29 protein-coding genes and 2 riboswitches are annotated in these 26,113 nt (G+C 39.2%); of the genes, 8 read left to right on the top strand and 21 right to left on the bottom strand.

What is annotated here, in order from left to right; translation table 11 throughout:
* The first annotated feature begins 85 nt into the window (after positions 1-85).
* The 3 genes from BM000_RS06525 (at position 86) to BM000_RS06515 (ending at position 1,386) form a co-directional block, all read left to right on the top strand.
* On the top strand, positions 86-652 hold the full coding sequence (locus tag BM000_RS06525; protein WP_091496057.1) for a TetR/AcrR family transcriptional regulator: 567 nt from the start codon (positions 86-88) through the stop codon (positions 650-652).
* Between the two features lie 134 nt (positions 653-786).
* The gene (locus BM000_RS06520) at positions 787-1,077 is read left to right on the top strand and encodes a DUF2089 family protein (RefSeq protein ID WP_091496055.1); all 291 of its coding nucleotides are present in this window, start codon (positions 787-789) and stop codon (positions 1,075-1,077) included.
* A gap of 6 nt (positions 1,078-1,083) precedes the next feature.
* Positions 1,084-1,386 (top strand): hypothetical protein, encoded by a 303-nt coding sequence (locus BM000_RS06515; protein WP_091496053.1) that lies wholly within the window; start codon positions 1,084-1,086, stop codon positions 1,384-1,386.
* Positions 1,387-1,584: 198 nt separating this feature from the next.
* Here BM000_RS06515 and BM000_RS06510 read toward each other — a convergent pair whose 3' ends face one another.
* The gene (locus BM000_RS06510; RefSeq protein WP_091496051.1) at positions 1,585-2,016 is read right to left on the bottom strand and encodes a GNAT family N-acetyltransferase; all 432 of its coding nucleotides are present in this window, start codon (positions 2,014-2,016) and stop codon (positions 1,585-1,587) included.
* Between the two features lie 137 nt (positions 2,017-2,153).
* Here BM000_RS06510 and BM000_RS06505 point away from each other — a divergent pair, with 137 nt between their 5' ends.
* Positions 2,154-2,591 (top strand): hypothetical protein, encoded by a 438-nt coding sequence (locus BM000_RS06505; RefSeq protein WP_091496049.1) that lies wholly within the window; start codon positions 2,154-2,156, stop codon positions 2,589-2,591.
* 5 nt (positions 2,592-2,596) lie between these two features.
* Here the strand turns inward: BM000_RS06505 and BM000_RS06500 are convergent, their stop codons facing one another.
* The 8 genes from BM000_RS06500 to BM000_RS06465 all read right to left on the bottom strand — a co-directional run bounded on the left by BM000_RS06500 (position 2,597) and on the right by BM000_RS06465 (position 9,893).
* Entirely contained in the window at positions 2,597-3,808 is a 1,212-nt protein-coding gene (locus BM000_RS06500) for a M20 family metallopeptidase (protein WP_091496047.1), read from the bottom strand.
* Between the two features lie 16 nt (positions 3,809-3,824).
* Positions 3,825-4,694 carry a MetQ/NlpA family ABC transporter substrate-binding protein gene (locus BM000_RS06495; RefSeq protein ID WP_091496044.1) on the bottom strand — a complete coding sequence of 290 codons (870 nt, stop codon included), beginning with the start codon at positions 4,692-4,694 and terminating at the stop codon, positions 3,825-3,827.
* Positions 4,695-4,716: 22 nt separating this feature from the next.
* Complete coding sequence (locus tag BM000_RS06490) at positions 4,717-5,379, bottom strand: methionine ABC transporter permease (RefSeq protein ID WP_091496042.1); 663 nt, start codon at positions 5,377-5,379, stop codon at positions 4,717-4,719.
* Positions 5,369-6,394 (bottom strand): methionine ABC transporter ATP-binding protein, encoded by a 1,026-nt coding sequence (locus BM000_RS06485; protein ID WP_091496040.1) that lies wholly within the window; start codon positions 6,392-6,394, stop codon positions 5,369-5,371. Before BM000_RS06485 ends, BM000_RS06490 begins: the two co-directional genes overlap by 11 nt.
* 190 nt (positions 6,395-6,584) lie before the next feature.
* Positions 6,585-6,740: a YezD family protein gene (locus BM000_RS06480; RefSeq protein WP_177178234.1), complete on the bottom strand. Its 156-nt coding sequence runs from the start codon at positions 6,738-6,740 to the stop codon at positions 6,585-6,587.
* A 138-nt stretch (positions 6,741-6,878) separates the two neighbouring features.
* Positions 6,879-6,981, bottom strand: a riboswitch (SAM riboswitch).
* Positions 6,982-7,141: 160 nt separating this feature from the next.
* Positions 7,142-7,244, bottom strand: a riboswitch (SAM riboswitch).
* 115 nt (positions 7,245-7,359) lie between these two features.
* A complete protein-coding gene (locus BM000_RS06475) occupies positions 7,360-8,382 on the bottom strand; it encodes a serine hydrolase domain-containing protein (RefSeq protein ID WP_091496038.1) in 1,023 nt (340 codons plus the stop codon).
* 83 nt (positions 8,383-8,465) lie between these two features.
* The gene (locus BM000_RS06470) at positions 8,466-8,972 is read right to left on the bottom strand and encodes a CDP-alcohol phosphatidyltransferase family protein (RefSeq protein WP_091496036.1); all 507 of its coding nucleotides are present in this window, start codon (positions 8,970-8,972) and stop codon (positions 8,466-8,468) included.
* Positions 8,973-9,041: 69 nt separating this feature from the next.
* Entirely contained in the window at positions 9,042-9,893 is an 852-nt protein-coding gene (locus BM000_RS06465) for an AraC family transcriptional regulator (RefSeq protein WP_177178233.1), read from the bottom strand.
* A 164-nt stretch (positions 9,894-10,057) separates the two neighbouring features.
* Here BM000_RS06465 and BM000_RS06460 point away from each other — a divergent pair, with 164 nt between their 5' ends.
* Both BM000_RS06460 and BM000_RS06455 read left to right on the top strand, forming a co-directional pair.
* The gene (locus BM000_RS06460) at positions 10,058-11,989 is read left to right on the top strand and encodes a glycoside hydrolase family 127 protein (protein ID WP_091496032.1); all 1,932 of its coding nucleotides are present in this window, start codon (positions 10,058-10,060) and stop codon (positions 11,987-11,989) included.
* A gap of 364 nt (positions 11,990-12,353) precedes the next feature.
* A complete protein-coding gene (locus BM000_RS06455) occupies positions 12,354-12,836 on the top strand; it encodes a GNAT family N-acetyltransferase (RefSeq protein WP_425425169.1) in 483 nt (160 codons plus the stop codon).
* 147 nt (positions 12,837-12,983) lie between these two features.
* Here the strand turns inward: BM000_RS06455 and BM000_RS06450 are convergent, their stop codons facing one another.
* The 10 genes from BM000_RS06450 to BM000_RS06405 all read right to left on the bottom strand — a co-directional run bounded on the left by BM000_RS06450 (position 12,984) and on the right by BM000_RS06405 (position 22,708).
* Positions 12,984-13,157, bottom strand: a complete 174-nt coding sequence (locus tag BM000_RS06450; protein WP_091496027.1) for a PspC domain-containing protein — start codon at positions 13,155-13,157, stop codon at positions 12,984-12,986.
* A 58-nt stretch (positions 13,158-13,215) separates the two neighbouring features.
* Positions 13,216-13,914, bottom strand: coding sequence for an ABC transporter ATP-binding protein (locus tag BM000_RS06445; protein WP_091496025.1), 699 nt, complete (start codon positions 13,912-13,914; stop codon positions 13,216-13,218).
* A 10-nt stretch (positions 13,915-13,924) separates the two neighbouring features.
* Positions 13,925-15,016, bottom strand: a complete 1,092-nt coding sequence (locus BM000_RS06440) for an ABC transporter permease (protein WP_091496023.1) — start codon at positions 15,014-15,016, stop codon at positions 13,925-13,927.
* A 162-nt stretch (positions 15,017-15,178) separates the two neighbouring features.
* Entirely contained in the window at positions 15,179-15,967 is a 789-nt protein-coding gene (locus tag BM000_RS06435) for a helix-hairpin-helix domain-containing protein (protein ID WP_091496022.1), read from the bottom strand.
* A gap of 288 nt (positions 15,968-16,255) precedes the next feature.
* Entirely contained in the window at positions 16,256-16,804 is a 549-nt protein-coding gene (gene hxlB / locus BM000_RS06430; RefSeq protein WP_091496020.1) for a 6-phospho-3-hexuloisomerase, read from the bottom strand.
* Positions 16,797-17,435 carry a 3-hexulose-6-phosphate synthase gene (hxlA, locus tag BM000_RS06425; RefSeq protein WP_245751595.1) on the bottom strand — a complete coding sequence of 213 codons (639 nt, stop codon included), beginning with the start codon at positions 17,433-17,435 and terminating at the stop codon, positions 16,797-16,799. The genes hxlB and hxlA overlap by 8 nt, the downstream gene beginning before the upstream one ends.
* Positions 17,436-17,497: 62 nt before the next feature.
* On the bottom strand, positions 17,498-18,505 hold the full coding sequence (locus BM000_RS06420) for a LacI family DNA-binding transcriptional regulator (RefSeq protein ID WP_091496017.1): 1,008 nt from the start codon (positions 18,503-18,505) through the stop codon (positions 17,498-17,500).
* 130 nt (positions 18,506-18,635) lie between these two features.
* On the bottom strand, positions 18,636-20,264 hold the full coding sequence (locus tag BM000_RS06415; RefSeq protein ID WP_091496015.1) for a hypothetical protein: 1,629 nt from the start codon (positions 20,262-20,264) through the stop codon (positions 18,636-18,638).
* 72 nt (positions 20,265-20,336) lie between these two features.
* Positions 20,337-21,695 (bottom strand): PTS transporter subunit EIIC, encoded by a 1,359-nt coding sequence (locus BM000_RS06410; RefSeq protein WP_091496013.1) that lies wholly within the window; start codon positions 21,693-21,695, stop codon positions 20,337-20,339.
* A 56-nt stretch (positions 21,696-21,751) separates the two neighbouring features.
* Positions 21,752-22,708, bottom strand: coding sequence for a sugar kinase (locus BM000_RS06405; RefSeq protein WP_245751594.1), 957 nt, complete (start codon positions 22,706-22,708; stop codon positions 21,752-21,754).
* Positions 22,709-23,063: 355 nt separating this feature from the next.
* On the opposite strand from BM000_RS06405, the gene BM000_RS06400 reads away from it, so the two are divergent.
* Entirely contained in the window at positions 23,064-24,356 is a 1,293-nt protein-coding gene (locus BM000_RS06400; RefSeq protein ID WP_091496011.1) for a Y-family DNA polymerase, read from the top strand.
* Positions 24,353-24,709: a hypothetical protein gene (locus tag BM000_RS06395; RefSeq protein ID WP_091496009.1), complete on the top strand. Its 357-nt coding sequence runs from the start codon at positions 24,353-24,355 to the stop codon at positions 24,707-24,709. The genes BM000_RS06400 and BM000_RS06395 overlap by 4 nt, the downstream gene beginning before the upstream one ends.
* A 235-nt stretch (positions 24,710-24,944) precedes the next feature.
* Here BM000_RS06395 and BM000_RS06390 read toward each other — a convergent pair whose 3' ends face one another.
* Both BM000_RS06390 and BM000_RS06385 read right to left on the bottom strand, forming a co-directional pair.
* On the bottom strand, positions 24,945-25,571 hold the full coding sequence (locus BM000_RS06390; protein WP_091496006.1) for a PspA/IM30 family protein: 627 nt from the start codon (positions 25,569-25,571) through the stop codon (positions 24,945-24,947).
* A 22-nt stretch (positions 25,572-25,593) separates the two neighbouring features.
* Positions 25,594-25,902 (bottom strand): lmo0954 family membrane protein, encoded by a 309-nt coding sequence (locus tag BM000_RS06385; RefSeq protein ID WP_091496004.1) that lies wholly within the window; start codon positions 25,900-25,902, stop codon positions 25,594-25,596.
* Between the last annotated feature and the right edge of the window lie 211 nt (positions 25,903-26,113).

Genomic DNA, 26,113 nt, shown 5'->3' with positions numbered 1-26,113 from the left:
AAACGTTCATTCAACAACATATTCAATGAATATGTTGGAATACTAACATTTTGTTTGTCATTATCTTAATTATGAGGTGATTTGATTGGATCGACGAAAAAAATATACCCGGATGGTATTAAAGGAAGCGTTAATTAGTCAACTTAAAGCCAAAGCAATTGGCAAAATTACCATTAAAGAGCTTTGTGAGCAGGCTGATATTAATCGCTCGACCTTTTATGCCCATTTCAATGATGTTTATGATTTACTCAATCAAATTGAATCTGAGCTTGTTCATGATATGAATCAAGCTTTAACATCCCATTACCCATTGCAAATCGAAGAGGTATTTGAGATGCTAATTAAGTTGTTGGATTATATTAAGGATAATAAAAATATTTGCCTAACCTTACTAAACGAAAGAGATCATGACGGATTCTATGGAAAAATTCAAAGTATGGCCCATGATTTTATTGTGCGGGGATTTCTAGAAGTTAATCGAATTGAAGGGGAGCTTGCTATTTATCTGAGCACGTATACGATTAGTGGCTGTATTCACTTAATTGAATCATGGTTGAAGGATACTGCAAATCTGTCTTCAGCTGACATCGCAACCATTATTATGCGAGTTGCGCAAAATGGGCTAGCCTCATTTGAACAAGCAAACAATTGAGGCTTAATTTTAAATTACCTTATTATAGACCAGACTTAGTCTGGCTATTTATTTAATTTTATAAAACGAAACATTGACTTTAACATAATTAAAGTTATAATTAATATTATTAAAGATAGTTGAGGTGATCACTAGTGCACACACAACCAAATTGGATTGACTCCTTGGAGCCTGAGGATTTAAATTTCATTAAGAAGTTCATTCTTGCGTCAGGATCATTGAAGGAGATTGCTAAAGCTTATCAGGTCACATATCCGACCGTTCGACTCCGCCTCGATAAGCTAATTCAAAAGATTAAATTAGCTGAAGATACCCAAAAGGACCCCTACATTAGCCTAATCCAGAACCTTGCCTTATCAGAAAAAATAGAGGTCGATGTCGCAAAAACTTTAATTCATGCATATAAAAACCAAATAAAGGAGTAATTGTTAATGAATTTCATTCTGATCAACTTGTTCATTCTTATCCTATTAGTCGCTGGTATCCTTTTTCTGCAATGGCAGTTCTCAAAAAGCAACAATAAATATTTAGGACTGATTATTCCACTTATAAGCTTTATGATTGCTCTGCTTATGACACTTGGTTTAATAGAAGTAACAATTATCAAAATAATCTCAACCTTTATTATGTTAAATTTGCCGACCCTCATTTTATTAGCTATCTACTTAATAGCACGTGAAAGAATTAAGCGTCATAGTCAACTAAATAAAACCATTATAAAAGATCTTGATTGAATAGGCCTTATTAGTAATTGTATGCCATTAAAGCTTTTTACAGACTGGTTTGTTTATTAGCTACACTGTGAAATAATCTGATCTTTTACAATTTAACGTTTATTTTTTGTGATTTATGGTATGAGGTATTTAACCAAGTAAAGAGGGCTAGTGTATTTTTATACACTAGCCCTCTTTTTATCACCCTCAATATTACCGTTATCTTTTCCATTCCATCCGATATTCCATCGCTTCCACAGCAGGATCAAGCTTCTCTTCAACGATCGCAAAGTTGTTTTTTTGATAAAATGTTACAGCTTGCTTGTTATCACAATAAACTGCTAATTCTAGACTATTTTGGTCACGCATAGCCTGCTGCAATAACTGCTGGCCTATGCCTTGACCACGGTATTGCTGTTTAACAAAAAGACCAGCAATGAAGTGCTCTGCTAATCCAATAAAGGCTACAATTTCGTTAGCTTTAATGAAAACGTAGAGCGTGGCTGTGGGAATAAGCTCTCGCACTTGCTCAATTCGCTCTGCCCAATACCGTTTATTGATAAAATCATGGGCATCACAGTTTGCCTGATACCAGATATTCATAATTTGATCTAATTCTATTTGTGATGGTTCAATTATTTTTTTAATCAAGGATTAGCCTTCCTTTATTAGAAATTTTTAAATAGAATGGTTTTCTAATAAAAAACACGCATCAAGCCAACTCCCTCACTAGTTATTTAGTCATTCTTATTATACAATAAAAAAAAAGAATGAATAGAAGGTGCATAATGAAAGGGTATACGTTTACGTTCTCTTATCATGGATTAATTGCTTCGAGCCTCATTTTACTGCCAAACCTGCTTTGGGTAATTTCTCCTCCTGAACAGATGTCCTTAGCACACAATAATGCGCCCTATTTCTGGCTAGCAGGTCTGCAATTAATGAGCCAAACGCTTATGTTTGCTTGCCTCATCTTGTTGACAAGACACGAAGAAAGCCAGAAGCAGTATTTGCTTCCGGCCTCTCTGTTTCTGTTTAGTTATTACCTACTGTGGCTCTTTCTTTATCTTGGTATTGAGCATTCTGTCATTTATCTAGGTTTAGCCATTGCACCGGGACTTTTTTTTATCTTCGTAGGACTATGGTTGAACAATCATTTAGCCAGTTGGTTTGCTTTAATCTTTACGATCGTGCATAGCTTCATTACTCTGAGCAACCTGTTCTAGTATACTTAAATGGATACTGCTTCATCTGTTTTTGCATGGGCAAACTCCGATTTTACCTGTTCAAGAACATGCTGATCGATAATGAGTCGTAAACCTGATAACGCTAGCGCTTTTGCACCTTTAATAAGTGCCTCATCTCCTTTAGCAGAGCGAGCTGCCTCTCGGAAAGGATGCGTATGACCGACTAAATCATCAGATCCAATCTTGATATGTGGGTGAGCGGTTGGAACAACGCGGCTGACATTTCCCGCATCAGTTGAACCGAAGGCAACCTGTGGCTCTTTATTAATTGTTTCACCTAAGGCCACAAGTTCCTGTTCAATAACTTGATCTAAGGAGTGGTTAACAACAAATTCATGAATTTCATTCTGGAATCGGGTAATCTCCACTCTAGTACCTGTTGCAAGTGCTGCTCCTTTAGCAATATTTCGAACTTTATTTGCCGTTTCTTCAGCAACCTCCCAAGTCTCTGCACGAATAAAGAATCTTGCACTCGCATATTCAGGAATAATGTTAGGTGCTTCTCCCCCATGTGTGATAATGCCGTGAATACGAATTTTAGGTGAAAGCTGCTGGCGCAATGCGTTAATTCCTGTAAACAGTTGAATTACTGCATCTAATGCATTAAGCCCCTGTTCCGGAGCACCGGATGCATGGGCAGGTCTTCCGAAGAACTCGAAGTCAAGCGGATCAACTGCAAGCGTATTACCTGTTAATCTTGTCTTTGCAGATGGATGCGCCATAAGTGCCACGTCAACATCTTTAAATAATCCCGCTTTTACAAAGCTTCCCTTTGCACTGCCATTCGGCCCGCCTTCTTCTGCCGGTGTACCGTAGACAGATACTGTACCACCGATCTGATCAATAATGCTACCAAGTGCAATACCGGCAGCCACACTCGTTGTCCCAATAATGTTATGGCCACAGGCATGACCAAGCCCTGGTAAGGCATCATATTCTGCTAAAAATACAAGTGATGGACCTGGTTTACTTGATGTTTTTCTAGCAATAAAGCCTGTTTCATGACCTGCAATATCTTGCTCAACCGTAAATCCCTCCTGTTTTAAAATTGCTGTTAGGTGCTCAGCTGCCTTGTATTCTTGATTTCCAATCTCAGGATGATCTGAGATGTAATGACTTGTTTCCAAGTAAGTCTTCTTACGCTGCTCAATATTCTCGTCAATAAGCTTACGGTATTCAATTAAGTTTTTCGCCATTTCTGTTCCCTCCTAATTATTCTGCTTTAATATCATTTTGGAGCTGTGTTAATGTTTCCTGTAAATCTTCAACATCAATATCAACGACTAAGCTACCACCATTGGTATCCTCCCGAACAGCCTCTTCAACTTCTTCTGTTTGGTAAAGACGGGCAATGGTCAAGAAGGCCTCATTATCTTTATCTGCCTCATTAACAGCAAAGACATTAACATAAGGTCGTGCTTCTTCACTATATGGATCGTCGTAGAACAGGGTGTCATCAATGTATAGCCCTGCCTGCCCAGCAATACCGCTGTTAATAACGGATGCTACCACATCTGGTAAAACGCGTGGTGTTTGCTGTGGTGCAACTAAAACAATATCGAGATCTTTCGGATTCGAAACAATGTCATCTAAAGTACCGTATAACCCAACATCAGCTCCTAGCTCAATCAAGCCAGCTGATTCAAGTAAGCGTAGTGATCGACCTAGATTAGCAGGATCATTTGGAACAGCAATTTCTCCACCATCTGGGAAGTCCTCAATACTGTCGTAGTTATCTGAATAAATACCTAATGGAGCAATAACCGTCGCTCCAATTGGAACAATATTGTAATCATTCTCAACGTTAAATTGACTTAAGAAAGCTAAGTGCTGAAATGAGTTAATATCAACTTCTTCATTAGCTAAAGCATGGTTAGGTAATGTATAGTCAGAGAACTCAACCAACTCAATCTCAATGCCCTCTTCGGCTGCCCCCTCTTTAATAATGTCCCATGATTGCCCGTCTGAACCCGTTACACCAATTTTGACATGGATGGTCTCTGATTGTGCATTACTTGAGCAAGCTGCTAACAAACCCACTATTAAAATAACTAAGCCTAAACGATAAATTGTTTTTTTCATATTATATTTCTCTCCCTTATTATTATTTTCTTAAAAATTTGTGTGATAATTTATTACCAAGTAACTGTGCGAACTGGACAAGAATAATCAAAACAGTTACCGTTACGAGCATTACTGAACCATCAAAACGCTGGTAACCATAAGTCATGGCCAAATCACCTAAGCCACCACCGCCTACGGTTCCTGCAATAGCTGAGAAATCAATTAAAGCAACGGTAATGAAGGTTAGCCCTAAGATTAATGGGCCTAATGTTTCTGGAATTAGCACAGTAAAAATAATCTGTACGGGTGATGCACCCATTGCTTTAGCAGCTTCTATTAGTCCAGGGTCAATTGCAACTAAATTATTCTCAACAATTCGCGCAACTCCAAAGGAAGCTGCTATTGTCATAGGAAAAATCGCTGCACTCGTTCCAATTGTCGTTCCAACCACTATTCGAGTTAATGGACCAATGGTTACTAATAGAATAATAAATGGTATTGGTCTAACAATATTAATGAATAGATTTAAAATAAGATGAATAGCTTTATTTTCTAGAATGTTTCCCTTTCTTGTTACAAATAGCGATATCCCAATGGTAAAGCCAAGTATGCTGGCAAAGATTAGCGTAAAGAACACCATTGTGATGGTTTGGCCAGTTGCTTCAATAATCCGCGGCCAGAATGTGGTCCAGTCAACTCTCATGATCAAGTACCTCCCTTACTTCAATCGTTTGTTCAAGTTCAGCAATCACATGGTTAATCTCTGAATCGGCTCCAATTAATTCAACAATTAGATTACCAAGCAAGTGAACCTGAAGCTCATTAATGCTGCCATAAGCAATATTGAAATCAATATTATATTTCTTTGCTACTTGGGACAGAATTGGCTTATTGGTCGTGTCCCCCTTAAAGATTAGTCGGAATAGCCTTCCTTGATGATCTGTTCTAAGCTTATTTAAGAGCTTAATTGAAAGCCGGTCATTTAATACCGAGCTAATAAAGTTTTTAGCGGTCTTTGTTTGTGGATTGGAGAAAACATTGAAAACAGAGCCTTCCTCGATCACCCGACCATTATCCATCACTGCAACCCGGTTACAAATACTTTTAATGACATGCATTTCATGAGTAATTAATAGAATGGTAATGTGATATTCTTCATTCACCTTCTTTAATAGATTTAGTATCTCACCAGTTGTCTCCGGATCTAAAGCTGAAGTCGCTTCATCACAAATGAGTACATCTGGTGAGGTTGCGAGTGCTCTGGCTATGCCAACGCGCTGCTTTTGGCCGCCCGACAGTTGCTCTGGATAGTGATTGGCCTTATCAGAAAGACCAACAAATTGTAGTAATTCAGTTACTTTAGTCTCAATTTCTTGTTTAGGAACTTTTGCTAGCTTTAATGGATAGGCAACATTACCAAATACCGTACGCGCATTAAACAAATTAAATTGTTGAAAGATCATGCCGATTCTCCGCCTTAGTCTTCTTAGCTCCACTTGCGATAAGCTACTTATATTGCGCTCATTAACCATAATCTCGCCTTCGGTTGGTCGCTCTAGCAGATTGACAAGCCGAAGTAGTGTACTTTTTCCGGCGCCACTAAAGCCAATTACGCCAAATATATCCCCTTTCTCAACAGTTAGACTAACATCGTCAACTGCTTTTAACGCTCTTTCCCCCTCACCAAATGTTTTCGTAACATGATTAAATGTTATCAAGTTAACAACCTCCAAATCCTCTGCCAAAAATAATCTCTATCTAACATGAGCTAATCCCCTGCATGTATCGCTCATAAAGTAAATCTCCAATCAGGGGGGTTACAGCGCTAAAAATAAATAAGCACCTAACTATCAAGATAATGACGTCTTGATAGTCAGATGCTTTTAGTTGTCTAATCAGCATACTGAATTATTTTGTTACTTTAGCATGGTCAAATCTTTTCTTCTCTGTTGCATCAATCTGGGTAACCTGCCCATTATGAACGGTAATGACTAGTGTGCCATATTCCAAATTCTCAATTGACGATATAATATAGTCAATCTTATCGACATCAATTCTGCCCATCTCTCTATTCCCCCTATACTTTTTTTGCTCGACTGCACATGGATAGTGGTCTATTTATGCATCTTGCCTCTCATGGTGTACCAAAATGACGAAAGCCCCTTCTTAGTGATAAGAAGAGGCACGAATAATAATTCGACTCCCTTATCTGCCAAGCAGTTGCTTGCTGGAGTTGGCACAGTGCTAGTTACAGCCTGTTGCCGAGATTTCATTGGGCCAGTCCCTCCATCTCTCTAGATAAGAAAAAAGCTATTTAGTTTTTTATATTTACGCTCGCTTCCTCCAGCACGACATTTCTTGAAGGGGATTCGCTATATGCACATGTGCTATGGTTGAGGACCTCACGTCGTAAAAAAAAGCCACTTCTTAACTTAAAGAAGAGGCTTTATCATACTTATTAGCTCTTCTTATCTATCAAGCATCCGCTTGCTGGAATTGGCACAGTGCTAGTCGTAGCCTGTTGCCGAGATTTCATAGGGCCAGCCCCTCCATCTCTCTGGATAAGAACATTCGTCATATTAAATTGATTACTAATAAAAATACAATAGTTTAAAATAGCTGTCAACACTTTTTTAAAACGAATAGTTCGCAAAAGTTGCGCACAGGCTTGTGGCCGTAAGTCTTAATGAACGGCTAAATATTTTTCAATGGTTGTATTCACTTCAGTTGCTCCCAATGATTCATTGGAACAGACAACCACGCGGGTAGCCCGGGCGGGATAATAGCTTGAATGAAAGCTGACACCAGGATCATATCCCATAACATGATACTTAATTACATCCGCATTTTCGTGCTGATTAATCCATATTCCATAGCCGTAATAAGTAAGGTCATATGCATGTACATGCGCTGTTAAGAGTAGGCTTGTCATAGCAGGGGTCAAGAGCTGCTCATTAATTAACCCTAGCCAAAGTTTATTCATATCTGCTGTTGAGAGGTATGCACCACCGTCAGCCCCGCCCATTACAGGTAAGGCATATATATTGGTTCGAAACGTCTGATCAGGATTTTCAATATAACCGTATGCCGTATTTGACGGTAGCTGATCAAAAGCGAAATATCCTGCCTGTTCCATACCCAGTGGCTCAAAAATATATTGCTGCACATACGCTTTAAAATTAAGACCGGTCACCTGCTCTATAATAAGCCCCAATAAAATGTAAACCATGTTGTTATATTGAAACCGTTCACCCGGCGTGAATGGCATCGCTTGATCATAAATAAATGGCAAAAAATCAACAGGCTGTCTAAGCCGATACATGGGTGTATCAACCCAAAGCTCCTCAAAATCAGCCATTTTATCTTCATCAAAATAGTCTGGCACACCAGATGTATGCGTTAACAGCTGATGAACAGTCACGACTTGGTCAACCTTACTCAATTGCTTGGCAATAGTGGCTGGCAAAGGTGTATCAAAAGTTAACAGTCCACGTTCAACCAACTGGCAAACGGCAATAGCTGTTATTAACTTACAGCCTGATGCTATACCAAACCTTGTTGTCATTTGATTCACAATCTGTTCCGAACGGTTGGCATAGCCAAAAGACAAAGCCAATCTCTCAGTTGGACTTTCAACACTTACATTACCTGAAAATTGAATCTGTTTCGCGACAGCTTCAATACTTTGTTTTAACATGTCTGACATAGCATTGTCCCTCCTCAATTTACACAAATTAACAGACGAAGCGCCTATGAATCATCATGAATGCTCTTTTCCACTCATAAACATTACAGCTCTACTCCTTTAATTACAACTATCGCTTCTTGACATGAAACATAGATTGCTATTAAGCTAATTGTCACCAGCAGAACAACAGGTTGCGCCACGTGAAAATAGATTGGAAAATAAACAAATAAAGTTAAGCCTGCCACTTTATTACTTACTGTATGTTGCACAATGAACTGTCGGTGCTTTATGTAACCAATTAAAAGTGTTGTCATTTTAATGATTACCACTAATAAAATAACAGTCAGCAACCATACCGACATACTATGGTATCGAATGAGTGTCAGTAATAAGCTAAAAACAAACACAAAATCAGCAAAGCTATCCAGCTTTGATCCAAGATCACTCTGCACTTTAAAACGGCGGGCAATTGCACCATCAACCATATCTGATAAGCCACAACTCAAGTAAAGTACCCAAAACAATAGCTGATATGGGGATAAGAAAAGTAAACAAATTGCTATGCTAACTCTTACTAATGACAACAGGTTTGGTATGTATTTAATCATGGCTTCCCTCACTTTAGCCAGCCCTATTTATAATTGCATTTTAACACACTTTTTTAAGATGCAGCTGTATCAATCAAACTGGTGTTTATTCCGGTAATGATGTGGTGGGATATTAACAACCTTCTTAAAAACTCTAGAAAAATATTTCTCATCCTCAAAGCCACATAGATGGGCAATTTCCTTGATTGAATAAGGACTTGCATGAAGCAATCCTTTTGCTTTTTCTATTCTTAAGTAATGAATATAGCCTGTCATTGTCATCCCCACCTTCGTTGAGAACAGGTGTGATAAATACGCCTTATTGTAACCAAAATGATTAGCCACCTCTTCGACCGTTAAGCGCTGGTCAAGATGCCGTTCAATCCAATCCATAATAAAGGGCATCAAATGATTGCCCGCTTGCTTCGCTTGTATCGCTTGTTTAGCTGTTTCCGACAAACCAAGTAAAATCGTCTTCGCTAATGCATTAAGTAAGAGCTGCGCTTCCGCTTGGTTGCGCATCGTAATAATTAATTGGTGCATGAGTACCAGCTCGCGATTAAGTGCTAAATTGGTGGAATAGAGCGGCCACAAAATAGGAGGCAACTGCCGATTATCTATTGTATCATTTGACTGTAGCTCTAGCTCAGTCGCTTGAGGCAATTCAAAATGGAGCCAATAAAAAGATAATCCGCCATTGGCTAGCCTTTGCCCTGAGAAAGGGGTATGTGGCGGAATTAATAAAACATCACCTGAATTAACCTGAATGGTTTCACCAGCAACCTCAAGGTACTGTGTTTCATTAATACCAATGATAAGCTCATAGTTGTGATTGGTACGATCAGCATGTCGCCAGGGCGTGTTTGATTGGAAAATGCCAGCGACAACAAAGGTCACTGAATCAATCTGTGCCCCAACAAGGGATGTTTCCGTTAAAAACATGAAAGCGCCTCCTTTGTTCGTTTTATTATATAACATATCTAGCTTTTGTCCACTTCATCTGCGGTTTTATCTAACGAAAAAGAACAGGTGTTAGCATATAATCCCTTTATAAGCTTGCTCTAAAGCTAGCAAGCTATTAGCTACTAAAAAGGGAGTTGACCAACATGTTAAAGGAGTTTCCACTCAAACAGATTCATGTAACAGATGTATTTTGGCAGTACTATTTAAAGCTGATAAAGGATACCGTCATCCCATACCAATACGAGGTGCTTAACGATGCCATTGATGTGGACGTTCAAGCAGAGCGCAAAGATAATAACCTACCGACAGGCAAAAGTCATGCCCTTGCAAATTTTCGGATTACTGCAGGAATTGAAGAAGGCGAGCATTTTGGCTGGTTTTTCCAAGACAGTGATGTGTACAAATGGCTGGAGGCAGTTGGCTATAGCCTGGAGGTATATCCCGATCCTAAGCTTGAGGAAACAGCTGATCAAGTAATCGAACTAATTGGAAAGGCGCAAGAGCAAGACGGTTACCTTGACACTTTCTTTCAACTAAAATTTCCAAAGCTAAAGTATCGTCAGTTGTATTTTAGCCATGAGCTATACTGTGCCGGGCATTTAATTGAAGCAGCAATTGCTTATCATCAAGCTACTGGCAAGGATTCACTCTTACAAATTGCCCTTAAATTTGTCGATCATATCGACGCACATTTCGGCTATGAAGAAGGGAAAATTCAAGGTGCAGATGGTCACCAAGAAATTGAACTTGCTCTTGTCCGTCTTTACGAACATACCGGGGACGAAAAGTACTTAGCCTTGGCTAATTTCTTTATTGACGTGCGTGGCAAAGACCCTGAATTTTACGATAAAGAAATTCAAGCAAACCTTGAATCAGGCTTAGCTACTGACAAGCCATCAGTCAATTTGGAATATTTACAAGCCTATACCCAACCAAAGGATCAAACATTAGCCAAAGGTCATGCGGTACGGATGCTCTATATGGCAACAGGGATGGCAAAAATCGCCCATTATACAAAGGATAAAGAGCTGTTATCAGCCTGTGAAGCAATTTGGCATAATGTGACGCGCAAGAAAATGTACGTGACTGCCGGAGTCGGCTCAACTGTTGCAGGGGAAGCCTTCACGGGGGATTATGATTTACCCAACGATACCATGTACTGCGAGACCTGCGCCTCAATTGCACTGGTTTACTTTGCTTATGAACTGTTTAAAATTGAGCCAAAGGCCGAATATATTGACGTCATTGAGCGCGCACTTTATAACGGCATTCTTTCTGGCGCCTCGATTGATGGCAAGCACTTCTTTTATGTAAATCCATTAGAAGTAGATCCTGATAGTTGTGAATACAACCCTAATAAAGGACATGTTAAATTAACAAGACCCGATTGGCTAGGCTGTGCTTGTTGTCCACCTAACTTCGCCCGGACAATAGGTTCAGTTGAACGCTATATTTATACCAAAAACGAAGCCGATCTTTATGTCAATTTGTTCGTTAGCAGTGCGTTAACCATTGACGATACCGTCATTAAACAAACAACTGCCTTTCCATACGAGAATCACGTAAAGCTTTCCATTAGCAACGGGGCAGGACGCACCATTTTCATACGGAAACCAAGATGGGCAGAGGGAATTCAATTAACGACAGAGGCTAACTGGACAGAGAATGATGATTATTTTGTAATTACCGTGGCGAGTGATGCCCTCACATTAGAAGTAAGCTTTGAACAGCCGATTCTTTACTTACGGAGTAACCCAAAGGTCAGAGCAGCCAATCATCAAGTCGCCATTCAACGTGGTCCATTTATTTATTGTGCAGAGCAAGTGGATAATGAGGCGGATCTCCACCTCTATCATCTTGATAAAAATAAACCGGGTATGCTTATTGAAACAAGTGCGCTTCTTGATAAAACGCTACAACTCACGCTAGCCGCCAAAAAGGAACAGCTCTGGGATGCCGATCTGCTTTATAGCTATCAAGATAACATGCGCTTTCAAGATACCAAGCTAACCTTAATTCCTTATCATTTGTGGGGCAATCGTGGCGAAAATGAAATGAAGGTATGGTTTAAATAAGTAGGACAAGTTAAGAATAATTATTTCTCATTTACACAAAGATCTTTACCTTAATTTATAATCAGACATAAAAAGAGAAGCTCAATGGTTTCACTTTAGCTTTCAGCATTGAGCTTCTTAGCCTTTTATAATAACAAAAAGCTCTGTCTATAAAGATTGTTATTTTTTATTATAACGAGGAATGATTTACTGTTGTGGTACGATATAAAGAGCGGCTTATTCAGCAATGTTGAATAAGTTAGGGATTAATTACCTTTTCAAAAAAAGATTTTCAAACCATCATAAAAGGAAGTGCGTAATATTGGATAATGATAGTAACCTCTTTATTGCACCATTAAATAATGACTTAATAGCGGATATTAATATGACAAATGATTATTTTAAGTTATCTGGTAGAGTTATCCCCAGTTTACAATCAGGAAAGTGGTCTTATCAAGAAGTTCTTTTTGATGAACCTAGAGAAACACGCTTTCCAGACGACAAGCTTGATTGGAGCGAATATATAAACCAAGAGGATAAAACTCTATTTTTAGCTTATCTAAATAATACTTGCATAGGACAAATTAGAATAATTAAAGATTGGAATCACTTCTGTTATATTGAAAACATTGCTATAAAAAAAGATTATCGAGGCAGTGGCGTCGGAAAGTTGCTCTTAAAGAAAGCAGAGGAATGGGCAAAACAAAGAAACCTTATCGGTATGTCCTTGGAAACACAAGATGATAACCTTGGTGCCTGCAGATTTTATGTGAAACAAAGGTTCACACTAGGTGGCGTTGACACACTAAAGCAGTCCTATAATCCTAACATTGAAACCACTTTATACTGGTATAAGATATTCAGGTAACGAAGCAAGAATGTACCTTCTCGATTATTAATAAAGAAACGCATTACAATAGGTGAATGAATCGCCATAATAAATTGTGATTCCTTCTTTTATTAGTAGTAGCCCTTGGTAACTAAAGAAAGGAGATGAATGCTTCACCTCCTTTACTTACTCTTCTGGTAGGAAAATAGCCAAAATAATATAGACCGTTAGCAATGGTGGCCCGAAGAAAAAGATTAACCGAACAGCAATTGCTGGTATGTCCAAATACTCGGCAATACCGCCACAGACACCTGATAACACTCTGTCTGTTGAGGACTTTCTTAATGGACCTCTTCTCATTAAATCACTCCTATTCTAAATTCATTTACAATATATGATGATAAATTGACAACTTAACTTATGAGCCCTGACCGCTACTTAGACTATCAGGACTCTTCTCTTTTAGTACGCCATCCTTCATCTCAAACACTTGATCACAATATTCAACTAGCCGAATATCATGGGTGACCATAATGGTTGCTTTATTCTTTTTCTTTGTTTCACGAGCTAGAATTTCGACTACTTGATAGGCTTTTTCGGAATCTAAACTGGCAGTTGGTTCATCTGCCAGAATAATGGTTGGATCATTGTATAAAGCACGGGCGATAGCAGCACGCTGGCGCTGGCCACCTGAAATTTCACTGGGGTATTTATGTTGTAAATCTTTAATATCAAGCTGATTTAAAAGTTCAAGCATTTCTTCCCGTTGCTTCTTTTTATCTACCTTATTAACAAGCTGAAGCTGTTGTTTAATCGTTAGAAACGGAACCAAATTAGACGCTTGTAGGATAAAGCCAATTTCACTGAACCTTGTTCGTGAGCGTTTCTTTTCAGACTGACTACTAAATGCCTGTCCAGCTATTTTTACTTCACCTTTGGATGGCGCTTGTAGGCCACCAGCAATAGTAAGGAAGGTACTTTTTCCTGACCCTGATGGTCCGATAATTGCAACAAATTGTCCACGGTCAATGGAAAAGTTTGTTGACTGTAATGCAACGATCTCTTTATCGCCATCTTTAAAGGTACGCTCTACATTGATAAACTCAATCGCTTTCATATTCATTCTCCTAACTTATTGCCTTTAACGGATCGATTTTTACAATAGTACGCACTGAGAATAAGGCGCCTAACACAGCAATTATTAGCATAACCGCACTCACGACGATTAAAAATAAGCCATTACTTTGAAATGGCACTGCTGCTGGCAGAGCAAGTTGCGTTCCTGCTGTTCCAAGGAACCCAAGCCCGATGCCAATTGCACTTAAAACAAAGGTTTGGACAATAACTGACCGTGCCAGATAGCCGCTTGAAATACCCTGTGCTTTCATTACACCGAAGGTACTTACTTTCTGTAAGGTTAGGACATAGATAAAGATACCAATTACAATGGCCGCAATAACAATTAAAAATGAGATCATAAAGGCAAAGGTTAATACTTGTGCATTATAGCCTGGGAGATCACTAATAAAATCACTTATTGCAATAAGCTCTAATTGCTCATTATCAATGGTAACATTTGCTATGTCGCCATTAGTAGCACGCACCACTATCGCACTAATCGCTAACTCATCACGCTCCTGTTCCATCTCACCAAAGCGAATTTCCTGAAAGGCTTCAATTGTCGTATACATAACAGGCGAGACACTTAACTTAGCATTGTCAATAAAGCCAACCACCTCAAACGTTTGCTCACTACTAAGTAAGCTAACTGAGTCATTTAAACTAAGTAAGCCCTCATCTCTTAGACTAACATCGACCACGACTTCTTGATCAGTTTCAAAAGCACGTCCCTCAATTATTTCTGGCATAAGAAATTCATCTACTTTAATTCCTAAAAAACGGACATCTAATCGTTCGTCCGCACTGCTATCCTCGCGTTCTACAACGGCTGCCATTTGTCCTAATACCGCTTTTTCGGTTGCAGCTACTTGATCAACTGCTTGATCAGATAACAGCGCCATATTAATATTACCATTTGCTTCTTCAGGTAAGATAATTCCATCTGCTTCCCAACTGTCAATCGCGGTTCGATTATCCTGTGCCAGCCCATAGGCTAAACCTGTTAAGAAAAACACTAAATAGGCAATTAAAAATAATACACCCATAATTAACACATATCTGACCTTCGAATATTTAATTTCGTTCCAAGCCAAAAACATACGCCTTTCTTCCCTTCACTCAACTATCTTTTTTGCACTTCAAGTATTTGTTATTACCCTGTTCATACTTGATTAAAACACTTTATCCTGTTGCGAAAAGTTAATTCTAAAAAAAACAAAACCAACTGGTTTCTAATCACTTTTGTTTAACGTTATTTTATGTTAATCAAAGCAGATAATGTCTTCGTTTTCAATGGCTGCTGAGTGTTTTGTACCAATTCCGCTAATTCTAGTCATATCACTGTATGAATTAAAGGGCGTGCTCCGTAAGCTAATTATTTGCTCTGCACGTTCGGGGCCAATTTGATAAATTTTTTGCAGTTCACTTGCAGAAGCATGATTAATTCTTACAGTGCCTGGTGCACATCCATCAGTAGCAGCCGTTGAATTTGTGTTCGCTTCTGATTCAGTTGGACTTGTCGACACCGTTGCAGTTTGAGATTGATTTGAACTGTTGACAGTACTTGCGCTAGCGGTTAAGCTTTGCATCGCTGCTTCTAACTCCTTAACCTCTGTCTTAAGTGCGGTAATCTGTTCATTCTTTTCATTCAATTCCACTTCTTTTATTTGTAGCTCTTGTTCAAGTTCAGCAACTATTTCTTCAACAGCTTCACTTGCCTGATTATACTCATCGCGTTCTGTCTGTAATGCCTCAATCATCGCTAACTGATCATGATTCTTTTCTGTGCTTTGGGTCAAATCTTGTTGAGTCTCTTCCAATTCTATTTGAAGTAATTCATTGTGCTGTTCAGCTGCTCGTAACGCTTCTTGAGGCTGGTAATCTGGTGTATCAAGAAAAGTTACTGCTAGAATAAACGTAACCACAAGAGCTGGCAAGCCAAATTTTAAAACTTCTTTCCTTGTTCTTACCTTTATCCATCTCGGTCGTGTAAGTCCGACAATTAATCCGATAATACTTAATAAAAATAAAGCTAGAAATAAATCTCCCATTTAAACAACCCCTTTTTTCTAGTTTATTAACTCTCTTTCTTTAAAAACACCACTTCAGACACGAACAGTAACAATTTACCATATTTATTTTCTAGCCATATTGTATCATAAAAAAACATAATTAACCTTTATTTTTTCAATTTAGACTATTTTTAATTGGCATTTATATGTTCTAGAATAAATCAGGATGCTGTTACGTCCTCTTTATGAAAATAAACAAAATTAAAAACACAGTAAATGATAAATTCACTGTGTTTTTCTATTAAGGTTAGAGCAATTTCGCCGTCACTATTCTAGATTACTATGATTGTGAATGGCTTGTTCCTGCGCCCCTTCTATCTTATTGGCATAGATTAGACAAATGGCATCAAGTAAGAGATGGACACTTTGGTCAAATAATGAGCCTAAGGGCTGAACACTCTCTAGCTCTCCTTGGTTACGGTGCTTGGTTGCACTTGGAACATGTAATACTAGTTGAGCAACTTTGGCTAAGGATGAGTCATTATTGGCGGTAATTGCTACGCCCGTAGAGCCTAGTAACTCAGCTTGCTGTGCCGCCCATAAAGTCGCTTTCGTCTCTCCTGATCCTGATAAGGCAATCAACGTGTCAGCTTCTGTCAGCGCAGGGGTAGTCGTTTCACCTACTACATAAACTGTTGCGCCTAAGTGCATCAAGCGCATGGCAAAGGCCTTAGCCATTAAACCAGAGCGCCCCTCACCTGTGACGAAAATGCGTTGGCTTTCTAATAAAGTAGTTGTCAGCTCTGTTAATTTGTCAGTATTCATCCGCTTAAATACTTGCTCAAGCTCTGTTACAATTAAGGTTAATTCATTCATGGTCTGCACCCCGTATATGTTTACTAAGTTCTTTTGCTACTTCCACCGGATCATCCGCTTGCGTAATAGCAGATCCCACAATTATAATGTTTGGCTGTTGTTGAATGTATTGTGGTAGCGTTTGTATGGTGATGCCGCCAGCTATGGCAATGCGTCTTAACTTATCGTCCCTTCTAGAAAAGGTTTTTTTTCTTGGTATACCTAATTCTTGCTCATCCTTACTTATGTGCTCACAGAAATAAAGATGGTCATCTGCGTTAGCAAATAATTGTTCTTTTTGGTGAGCATTTAAATTTAACAAATCAATCATTAGATCTTTATTGTTTGCTTGTGCAAATTGAATACATTGTTCAATGGTAAGCGGGTGAGCACTCCCCATCACTGTCGTTATATCTGCACCAGCTTGGTAACAAAGCTCAAGCTCATATCTAGCATTATCAATTGTCTTAATATCAGCAAGAATTTGTTTAGTCGGGAAAGCTTGCTTTAGCTCGGAGACACTTCCCATCCCAAACTCCTTAATTAACGAGGTCCCTACTTCAATCACATCGACAAAATCAACAACTTTGTTCGTCAAAGCAATTGCCTGATTAATAGTTAGTCGATCTAAAGCTAGCTGGATCTTCATCATTTTAATCCCCTTCTCAAAACCCTAAATCGATTTAGTTCATTATCCAAAAAAGCCCACTTTATTTACGCCCAGTAGCGATTTGATGAGCCTCTAATAATAAGTTCACATTCATGAATGCTGTCTGTTATTTTCTCATTCTTATTGTTGATGCGCTTTAGTAATAGCTTTGCTGCTTGTTGTCCCATTTGATAGGATGGTTGTGCTATTGTCGTAATAGCCGGATCAAGCAAATCTGCAAATGGCAAGTTATCAAAAACAGCTAAGCTAAAATCCACACCAATCTTTAACTGCTCTGTTTTAACAAATTTTAAAACTTCTAAGAACACCAAGTCATTTCCCGCTAGTAAAGCCGTTGGTGGTTGCTCTGCTTGAAAGATCTGCTCTAGATGGGCAAGCAAGCTATCAATTGGCGCACTAATAATTAAATCTTGATAATTCGTGAGACCATGTGCCGTCATTGACTCTCGGTAGCCTTCTAGTCGGCTTTTACGGGTTGAGATTGTTAATGGCTCAGTCAAGATTGCAATTCTTTTGTGTTGATTAGCAATGAAGTGTTCAATCACTTGATACGTTGACGCTTTATTGTTTACCATAATAGCAGGGATATCTACCGCCGTTACTTTTCGATCCATGAAGATAACGGGATAGCGTTCATCAACTAGTTTTTGATAGGTCTCAACATTTTCACCTGTTGGAAAAACAATTAAGCCGTCTACTTGCCTTAATAACAGCATATCAATGTATTTTTTTTCTTTATGTGGATTATCATCAGCATTACACAAAATAACATGGACATTATTAATATTACAGTAGTCCTCAATGGCACGACTTACTTCTGTAGAGAAGCGGTGCATAATATTAGCCATAATAACGCCGACCATAGCTGTTCGTTTTTGCTTTAGGCTTCTTGCGACAAAATTCGGTTGATAACCTAATCGCTTCACCTCTAGCTCTATTTTTTTGCGTGTTTCTTCGCTCATGTACTCATAGCGTTGGTTTAAAAATTGTGATACCGTACTTTTAGATACCCCTGCCGCTTTAGCTACATCAGCCATTGTTATTCTTGCCATAACCCAACCTCTTCCTAATTTCTTTTTGAGATAATTGTACCATTATTTAACTTTATATACTAGCTTACAATGGTTATGGCAAGCGTTGCTATACAATGACTACGCTACTTAAATTGATGAAATGGAATGCTTATTGAGCTGGCTTATCTCTACCTTGATAAGCGGATGGTCCGCCACCACCTAAGTAACCACCACTATGGCCCAGTGAACTGTCTGAAACCCAAAAAGCATATAATTGGGCATGGTCTAAATAAAACCTAATTCGTACTGACTGATCACTTAGCTCCGCTAACGTATGCTCTTTCCAAGCAAGCTCTTGTTTGGTACTATCAGCCGTGACTGGTAGACAATCCGATTTGCTAAAGCCGCTAATAACCTCGCCACGTTCATTAACCACCTCTGCTAACAGCTGACCAGTTGAACTGTCAACATTGACAAATAAATGACTGCCTGCAAAGGTTAGCGGCTGGGTTAGGAGCTGCCCTGTTTTACCCTGGTCAGTCAGATAAGCAAAACCGTCTCTTCTCAGCTTAGCTAAGCCCAGATTACCTCCCGCATATTTGTGAGAGCCGAACTTTGGTGATTGACCTGAAAAGCAAGAAAAATAAAAATACAGCTCATCTTCCACGACAATGCAACCACCATTGACCGCATGAGCATAGCCATAATTCCAGGTCCCTTCCTCTCGTGAGGACGAAATAAAGTTGGCATAATCACCCCGACTGAAGTGGAAGCCATCTCGACTATAGCCAAGCTTCAAATCACAAATCTTTGGTTGCTTTCTTATGCCACTTACATTGTTAGGTGGACCCATAAATACATTGAAAACGCCAAGCATGATACTCTCATATGGTACTGCTGTTAAATCATAAAGCTGAGTATAATAACCCATTTGCTCATCCGGCATATCATAGATGTCAGTTCGCGACCAAAAGCTTATATTTTCTGCTGTCCAATTTGCGCCTTTAAAGAAGTGCTCCGTTTCATAATAACCACGCGTTCGAATTCGACTATCTAAGCTGGAAAAGGTTCGTAAGCTAAACACCCACTTTTTTGTAAAAGGATTATAGAAAAATCCCGTATTATCGCCACAGGGGCCAACATCTGTTACTTCAGTCCAGTCAATGCCATTTGCTGATTTAAACAATACCGCTCTTTCTGTTGGTGGAATTGAGCCCGGAATATCATGAGAATGCTTCGGCTTCTTATGGTAATGATTAATTTCAAAATCAAATTCTCGGAAAAAAACAAGCAGCTTGTAGCGTTCGTCTTTTTCACTGGCATGGTAATCAAGCCACACTGCTGCGCCATCTCTAATTTGGCCGGGACCAATCGGAATGACACTTTCAGATTCCCGCTCTGGATAAAGCTCTTTTAGCCTCGTCCAGTTAATTCCATCCTGACTTTCAGCATAGCCCACACCATTAAACCAACCGGCATGGTACCACATTTTAAATTTTTGATCTTGATCATCATAGAAGAGCCCATCATTAAACGGGGTGGCACATGGGTTATAGCCATCATTCATTTCTAACGGTGTTTTCGGCTCAAAGATAACCTGCTCACACAGCTCTGGCTCAGGATAAACCCGCTCAAGATCATGGCTATCTATTAAATAATCATCGACAAATAACTGTCGCCCGATCTTAATATCAATAGCAGCTGGACGCTCCTGTAAGTAAGGTACAGCTAGTGGTTTATCAAGTGTTTTTTCCTGGTATTGTGGCGGCCACTGATTGGTATTCTTATCAAACTGCATTTAAAAAGCTCCTCTCGAGGTGTTACAAAGTAGTGAATAAAGGCCTCCATATTAGGAGACCTTATGAAATCATCAGTTATCCTCATATTTATAAAATACATAGGTTAACACAAAAGCAGTAACGAGACCAATTAATAATGCAATCATATATTGAAGTAACTGACCATCCAAGTATAAGAGCATGCCTGGGATCATCGTAATCGCTAAACCATTTGCCTGCAAGCCGACAAGTGATGAGAATAACCCTGCTGCTGCCCCACCAACACAACCAAACATAAATGGTTTAACAAGTCTTAGGTTAACCCCAAAAATGGCCGGTTCCGTAATTCCGAAAAAGGCTGGGAACGTTGAGGTGAGATAGAGTGACCGTTTCTTTAAATTCTTTGTTTTTAATACAACAGCTAGTGCAGCCCCTGCCTGTGCCGCAATAGCACCGGATGATAGGGCATTAAACGCGTTGGCTCCAGTTGAAGCTAATAGATCAATTTCAAGTGCACGCAATGCATGGTGTAAGCCAGTGATAACAACGACCTGCTGAAGACCACCTACAATAGCTCCACCAATACCAAAAGGCACCGACATTAGCCATTCAAAGCCTGATAGAATTTGGCCCTCGACCACGTGCATAATTGGTCCGATCACAATTAATCCCGTTACGACACTGATGAGTAAGGTTAAAAATGGCGTGACAATTAAATCTAAAAAGTCCGGGACAATTTTACGTAAGCGTTGTTCTATTTTAGCCGTTGCAATTGAGACAACTATTGCTGGTAGAACGGAGCCTTGGAAGCCGACAACTGGTAACGGTATGCCAAATAATGATAGCATTAACGGATCGGCATCACCGCGTCCTACTGCATGTGCGTTAGGGAGCTGCGGTGCAACAAGCATTAATCCAACAACAATCCCCACAATTGGTGATCCACCAAATTTTTTAACAACAGAATAACCAACTAAAGCTGGTAAAAAGGCAAAGGCCGTATCTGTCAACACTTGAGAAAGCGTTAACAAATTATCAGGAATATTAAAATCCAGCTCTAAGAATAACCCCCGTAACCCCATAAACAAGCCTGTCGCAACAAGAATAGGAATAATCGGTAAGAAGACATCACCGAGTGTTCTTGATATCTTCTGTAATAGGCTCATATTTTTGTATACTTCTGCCTTATTGTCATTTTCAACGCCTTGCGTTTGCTTAATGACTTCATTGTATACCTTATTGACAAAGCCTGTCCCTAGAATAATCTGAAATTGTCCAGAAGAATAAAACAATCCTTTGACACCATCAATTTTTTCAATGGCCTTATCATCAACTTTTTTCTTGTCATTTAATACTAACCTTAACCGTGTTGCACAATGCTCGACTGACGTAATATTGTCTTCCCCACCTACATACTTTAATATTTCGGATGCGACGTTGCGTTCTTTCATAATTGTTAACCTCCTCAACTTTTGTTATTTCTTTAGGATCTACCAATACGCCACTATTAAACAAATTGACGCTGATATTTCTCTAGCTGTTCTCGGGTAGGGTAATTATCATGATCACCCTCAGATTGGACAGCTAGGGCGCCAATTATATTTGCACGAAAAATGGTTTCTTCAATTGTTAATCCATCTAACAATCCACTTATTACTCCAACGGCGAATCCGTCTCCCGCTCCAACAGTATCAACAACCTTTGTTACAGGTATCTGACTTACATAGCCTGATTTAGATCTGGTTTTATAGTAAGCCCCATTATTCGCTAATTTTACTGCAACCATTTCAACACCTTGCTCCAAATAAAAATCAGCAATATCTTCTGGGGTCTCTCGCCCTGTTAATAGCCTACCTTCCTCTAACCCAGGCAAAAAGTAGTTAGCTTGCTTGGCAAAGATATTGACTGTATCAATCATCTCGTGTTTCGATTTCCAAAGCATTGGACGCAGGTTTGGATCAAAAGATATTGGTCTCCCCTGCTCCCGCATACAAGTGATCGCTAATTGACTAAACATACGTGCACTTTTTGAGATAGCTAAAGGAATTCCAGTTAAATGAAGATGCGAAAAATTTAAAAAATAGCTGTTACTAAATTGCTGTTGATCAATTTTGCTTGCGGCGGAATTTGCTCGAAAATACTCAACCCGCGGATCTCCTGAGCGCACCTTGGACTTAAATTGAAAGCCAGTTGGCCACACTTTATTAATGGTCACATTTGCTAAATTAACTCGTTCTTGAGCTAAACGGTCAAGAATAAATCGTCCGAATTCGTCATTGCCTAGCTGACTCACCCAGCCTGTTTGGTAGCCTAAGCGTGCAAGTCCAATTGCTACGTTTACCTCTGCCCCTGCAAGTGCTAAAGAGCATTTGCTCATGTTCGTTAATGGACCTGGCTGATCAGCAATAAACATTGCCATCGCCTCACCAAATGTTACCACATCCATGTTTGTTTCTTTTCCCATGTTAACACCCCTTCTTCTCTTAAATTTAATCTTTGACTTTATAACCCTTCACAATAAGATCTATCTGTAAATTTAAGAGATCCTTAGGGAATGTCCTTAGCTATCAAAATAACTATTTCCAGCCCATTCCTCCTTTTAATAAATCGATTTACTAAACCGGTTTATTAAATTATAACTAATATCTTTTTAATTAGCAATCCCTTTTTAAAAATTTTGTCGACTAATCATGGTTAGCCATATCATCCAGACTATTATTCACTTCTTACTAGATATTAATTACCTAGTCTGGTATGTATTTCTTGTTTACTATTCGAACGCTAGTTCGTATAATAGAACTAGCAAGGGGGGCGAAAGTATGTTCGATTACACCGAGGAGAAGAGTGAAGATATCTTGTGCATTGATGTTAAATCGTTTTATGCATCAGCTGAATGTGTGGCTCGAGGTGATGATCCGATGGAGACCATGCTAGTGGTAATGTCAAACGCAGAAAATGCTGGTGGGCTTATTCTTGCCGCTTCTCCTAAAGCTAAAGAAACTTTAGGTATTAGCAATGTCTCCCGGAAATGGGAGATTCCCGACCATCCCGATTTAATTATTGTCCCACCGCGCATGAACTTTTATATTGAAATGAATATGCGGATCAACAATATTTATCGGCAATATGTGCCCGATGAGGATATCCATATTTACTCTATTGACGAAACCTTTTTATCTATCCGACCTAGTATTAAATTATTTAAGCAAAAAAGCGCCTTTGCACTAGCCAAATTAATTCAAACTCATATCGAAAAGGCGCTCGGGCTCTATCTTACAATTGGCATTGGTGATAACATGCTGTTAGCTAAGCTGGCATTAGACAATGCAGCCAAACACACAATGGGTTACATTGCCGAATGGCGTTATCAGGATGTCCCTCAAACGGTTTGGCAGATCCCCAACTTAACCGATATGTGGGGAGTCGGGAGTCGGACAGCAGCTCGACTGAATCAAGCTGGCATTTATACCGTTTATGATTTAGCGCATTATGATTTCTATCAGCTCCGCCAGAAAATGGGATTAATTGGTGAACAGCTTTATGCCGGAGCTTGGGGGATTGACCGAAGCAATATCCGCGAGCAGATTACATCAATTGAGAAAAGCTACGGTAACTCACAGATTTTACCGAGAGATTACCTTAAACGCACTGAGCTTAACATTGTTATTCGTGAGATTGCTGAGCAAGTCGCAACCAGGCTTCGGAAGCACCATTGTCAAACCGCTTGTGTCAGCCTTTACGTAGGTTACTCTCGCCACGAGCTTGAGCGTGGGTTTGCAAAGCAAGTGAAAATTGCCCCAACCTCACACTCAAAAAAACTTGCGCAATACTGCTTAGAACTGTTTAACAAGCATTATGGTGGACAGGCCGTCCGAAAACTTGGCATAAGCTATAGCAAGCTAACCTATACAGAAAGTATACAACTAGACTTATTTGAAGATCCCCACAAACAACTGGCAGAAGCACGGCTAGACTTTCTCGTTGATAAGATTAGAGAAAAGTATGGCTTTTGTTCACTCATACATGCGAGTAGCTTACTGGATGGAGCAACAGCAGTTAGTCGTTCTTCATTAGTTGGGGGACATGCTGGTGGAATGGAGGGTATTCGATGAAATACGTTAATGATGACTATCATGACCGCGGTAAAAAGAAATGGCATGGCTTCTATTTGTCTGAGCATTCTTGGGAACGTGAACAGCAATTGCGAAGTGAAAGCCGCGAAAATAACCAGAAAGAACAAATGACACTTGAGCAGATTGGGCAGATTCTAAACAATGCCACGATTAAACATAATAAGGTCACAATTCAACTAGAGGCTGTTAACGAAGAGGGCAACTATTATGATGATATTAGTGGCTTTATTAACGGTGCTGATGAGCGTGGTATTTATATCGATCAGCATAGAATTGATTACGATGAAATAAGGCATGCTGAAATGATCGGCTTTCGTAAATGGACGGAATAATGGACAGATAATTAGAGCGCAATTAGGCAAATAGATGAGATTGCACTGATTTATAAGGGAACGAACCGATGCTGACTTATCGTAGGGCGATTCGTGAAGTCGCCTAGTTGCTAAGCGATTGCGCTGGACGTGGTTTTGTTATCGACACCACAAGATACTTTTTTATCATTTCCTAGACAACAAAAAAGTAGTAGCGCCTAATTAAAGACCCTACTACTTATTATCTTAATATTAATTAAGACAACGTATCCTTTTTCTCAAGCTCCGCAAACCTGGCATCTAGCGTATGCAAGCGATAATTTGTTCTTACCTTTTGCTCAAGCCGTTCAATATAATCCTCTGCTTCAGCAAATTTGTTGCTACTTCTATCTAAGTAATCCGCCTGAAGGACTTGGTTAATGCCTTTATGGACACGAGCAATATTCTCTCTCCCCTTAAGCTCCAACCGTTTAACATACAGATTCTTTAATTGATGCTGCATCTCACCATACTTAGTTTCAATTTCCTCAATTTGCTTTGTAGCTGATCCACTCATCTCAGATAACTGTTCAACACGGGCACGGTATTGTTCAACCTCTAGCTTTGCTTCTTCAAGAAGCTCGAACTCATCCATTCGCTCAGCTAAAGCAACTTGCTTTTCACGTTTTTCAAGCATATGCTTCGCTTGACTTAATTCCTTCTGGTACTGCTGTTTAATGACATATTGCTTCTCAATCAAGCTTTTTAGCTTTTTAACCTCATCCTCACACTTCCGAATGTATTGATTTAAATGGGTCATCGGGTGTTTTTCTTCCTTCTGGTCAAGTAATTGATGAAAATCCGCTACGATAGTATCTTTAAGACGTGTAAAAACATTTGTCATTTCATTCATCTCCTTTTAATTTTTAATCAATAATCCAATTTTCATGGTCTTTAATTCGCTCTGCTCTCTTGTATTTACGGTAGGCAAAATAGAGTAAGACAAGGGCTACACCTCCAACGATTGCTGGAGCATTTGAAAAGGACATTGATATACCAATTAAGGCAACAATGGCCCAACCAATCTTAGCACCAGTCGTTTCTGCTAGAATACATTTTCGTGCACCATAGTAACCAAGGGCAACCGTAATGATTAAGCTAATTAATGGACCTAACGTTGATAGAACAATTAATCCTAGAAAAAACGCTGCGATAACAAACAAGAATGTCCGCATAACTATCGACCTCCTTTCGTTACTTTAATTCTAGCTAAACAGCAAATAATTCGTAACAGGCTCTAGCTATATCTTCACATAGGACTAGAGACGTAAATCATAAGAATTGGTTGTCTTTTACTATTAAAGCTCGAAAAAACAAGAAATCTGTCGAACGATTTTCTTGTTTACCCTATTGCTATCATGGTCATTATATATAATGATAGAGTTA

Source organism: Amphibacillus marinus (assembly GCF_900110345.1).
Lineage (GTDB): Bacteria > Bacillota > Bacilli > Bacillales > Amphibacillaceae > Amphibacillus_D > Amphibacillus_D marinus.
This window is presented reverse-complemented; position numbering and strand designations above follow the sequence as displayed.

What these genes read in the sequence shown, in the direction of transcription:
- BM000_RS06415 (WP_091496015.1), bottom strand. Translation starts at nt 20,264, where the DNA reads ATGCAGTTTGATAAGAATACCAATCAGTGGCCGCCACAATACCAGGAA.
- BM000_RS06455 (WP_425425169.1), top strand. Translation starts at nt 12,354, where the DNA reads ATGACAAATGATTATTTTAAGTTATCTGGTAGAGTTATCCCCAGTTTA.
- BM000_RS06505 (WP_091496049.1), top strand. Translation starts at nt 2,154, where the DNA reads ATGAAAGGGTATACGTTTACGTTCTCTTATCATGGATTAATTGCTTCG.
- BM000_RS06400 (WP_091496011.1), top strand. Translation starts at nt 23,064, where the DNA reads ATGTTCGATTACACCGAGGAGAAGAGTGAAGATATCTTGTGCATTGAT.
- BM000_RS06395 (WP_091496009.1), top strand. Translation starts at nt 24,353, where the DNA reads ATGAAATACGTTAATGATGACTATCATGACCGCGGTAAAAAGAAATGG.
- BM000_RS06420 (WP_091496017.1), bottom strand. Translation starts at nt 18,505, where the DNA reads ATGGCAAGAATAACAATGGCTGATGTAGCTAAAGCGGCAGGGGTATCT.
- hxlB (WP_091496020.1), bottom strand. Translation starts at nt 16,804, where the DNA reads ATGAATGAATTAACCTTAATTGTAACAGAGCTTGAGCAAGTATTTAAG.
- BM000_RS06410 (WP_091496013.1), bottom strand. Translation starts at nt 21,695, where the DNA reads ATGAAAGAACGCAACGTCGCATCCGAAATATTAAAGTATGTAGGTGGG.
- hxlA (WP_245751595.1), bottom strand. Translation starts at nt 17,435, where the DNA reads ATGATGAAGATCCAGCTAGCTTTAGATCGACTAACTATTAATCAGGCA.
- BM000_RS06495 (WP_091496044.1), bottom strand. Translation starts at nt 4,694, where the DNA reads ATGAAAAAAACAATTTATCGTTTAGGCTTAGTTATTTTAATAGTGGGT.
- BM000_RS06475 (WP_091496038.1), bottom strand. Translation starts at nt 8,382, where the DNA reads ATGTCAGACATGTTAAAACAAAGTATTGAAGCTGTCGCGAAACAGATT.
- BM000_RS06515 (WP_091496053.1), top strand. Translation starts at nt 1,084, where the DNA reads ATGAATTTCATTCTGATCAACTTGTTCATTCTTATCCTATTAGTCGCT.
- BM000_RS06405 (WP_245751594.1), bottom strand. Translation starts at nt 22,708, where the DNA reads ATGGGAAAAGAAACAAACATGGATGTGGTAACATTTGGTGAGGCGATG.
- BM000_RS06490 (WP_091496042.1), bottom strand. Translation starts at nt 5,379, where the DNA reads ATGAGAGTTGACTGGACCACATTCTGGCCGCGGATTATTGAAGCAACT.
- BM000_RS06450 (WP_091496027.1), bottom strand. Translation starts at nt 13,157, where the DNA reads ATGAGAAGAGGTCCATTAAGAAAGTCCTCAACAGACAGAGTGTTATCA.
- BM000_RS06440 (WP_091496023.1), bottom strand. Translation starts at nt 15,016, where the DNA reads ATGTTTTTGGCTTGGAACGAAATTAAATATTCGAAGGTCAGATATGTG.
- BM000_RS06385 (WP_091496004.1), bottom strand. Translation starts at nt 25,902, where the DNA reads ATGCGGACATTCTTGTTTGTTATCGCAGCGTTTTTTCTAGGATTAATT.
- BM000_RS06435 (WP_091496022.1), bottom strand. Translation starts at nt 15,967, where the DNA reads ATGGGAGATTTATTTCTAGCTTTATTTTTATTAAGTATTATCGGATTA.
- BM000_RS06465 (WP_177178233.1), bottom strand. Translation starts at nt 9,893, where the DNA reads ATGTTTTTAACGGAAACATCCCTTGTTGGGGCACAGATTGATTCAGTG.
- BM000_RS06460 (WP_091496032.1), top strand. Translation starts at nt 10,058, where the DNA reads ATGTTAAAGGAGTTTCCACTCAAACAGATTCATGTAACAGATGTATTT.
- BM000_RS06470 (WP_091496036.1), bottom strand. Translation starts at nt 8,972, where the DNA reads ATGATTAAATACATACCAAACCTGTTGTCATTAGTAAGAGTTAGCATA.
- BM000_RS06390 (WP_091496006.1), bottom strand. Translation starts at nt 25,571, where the DNA reads ATGACAAATGTTTTTACACGTCTTAAAGATACTATCGTAGCGGATTTT.
- BM000_RS06445 (WP_091496025.1), bottom strand. Translation starts at nt 13,914, where the DNA reads ATGAAAGCGATTGAGTTTATCAATGTAGAGCGTACCTTTAAAGATGGC.
- BM000_RS06480 (WP_177178234.1), bottom strand. Translation starts at nt 6,740, where the DNA reads ATGGGCAGAATTGATGTCGATAAGATTGACTATATTATATCGTCAATT.
- BM000_RS06500 (WP_091496047.1), bottom strand. Translation starts at nt 3,808, where the DNA reads ATGGCGAAAAACTTAATTGAATACCGTAAGCTTATTGACGAGAATATT.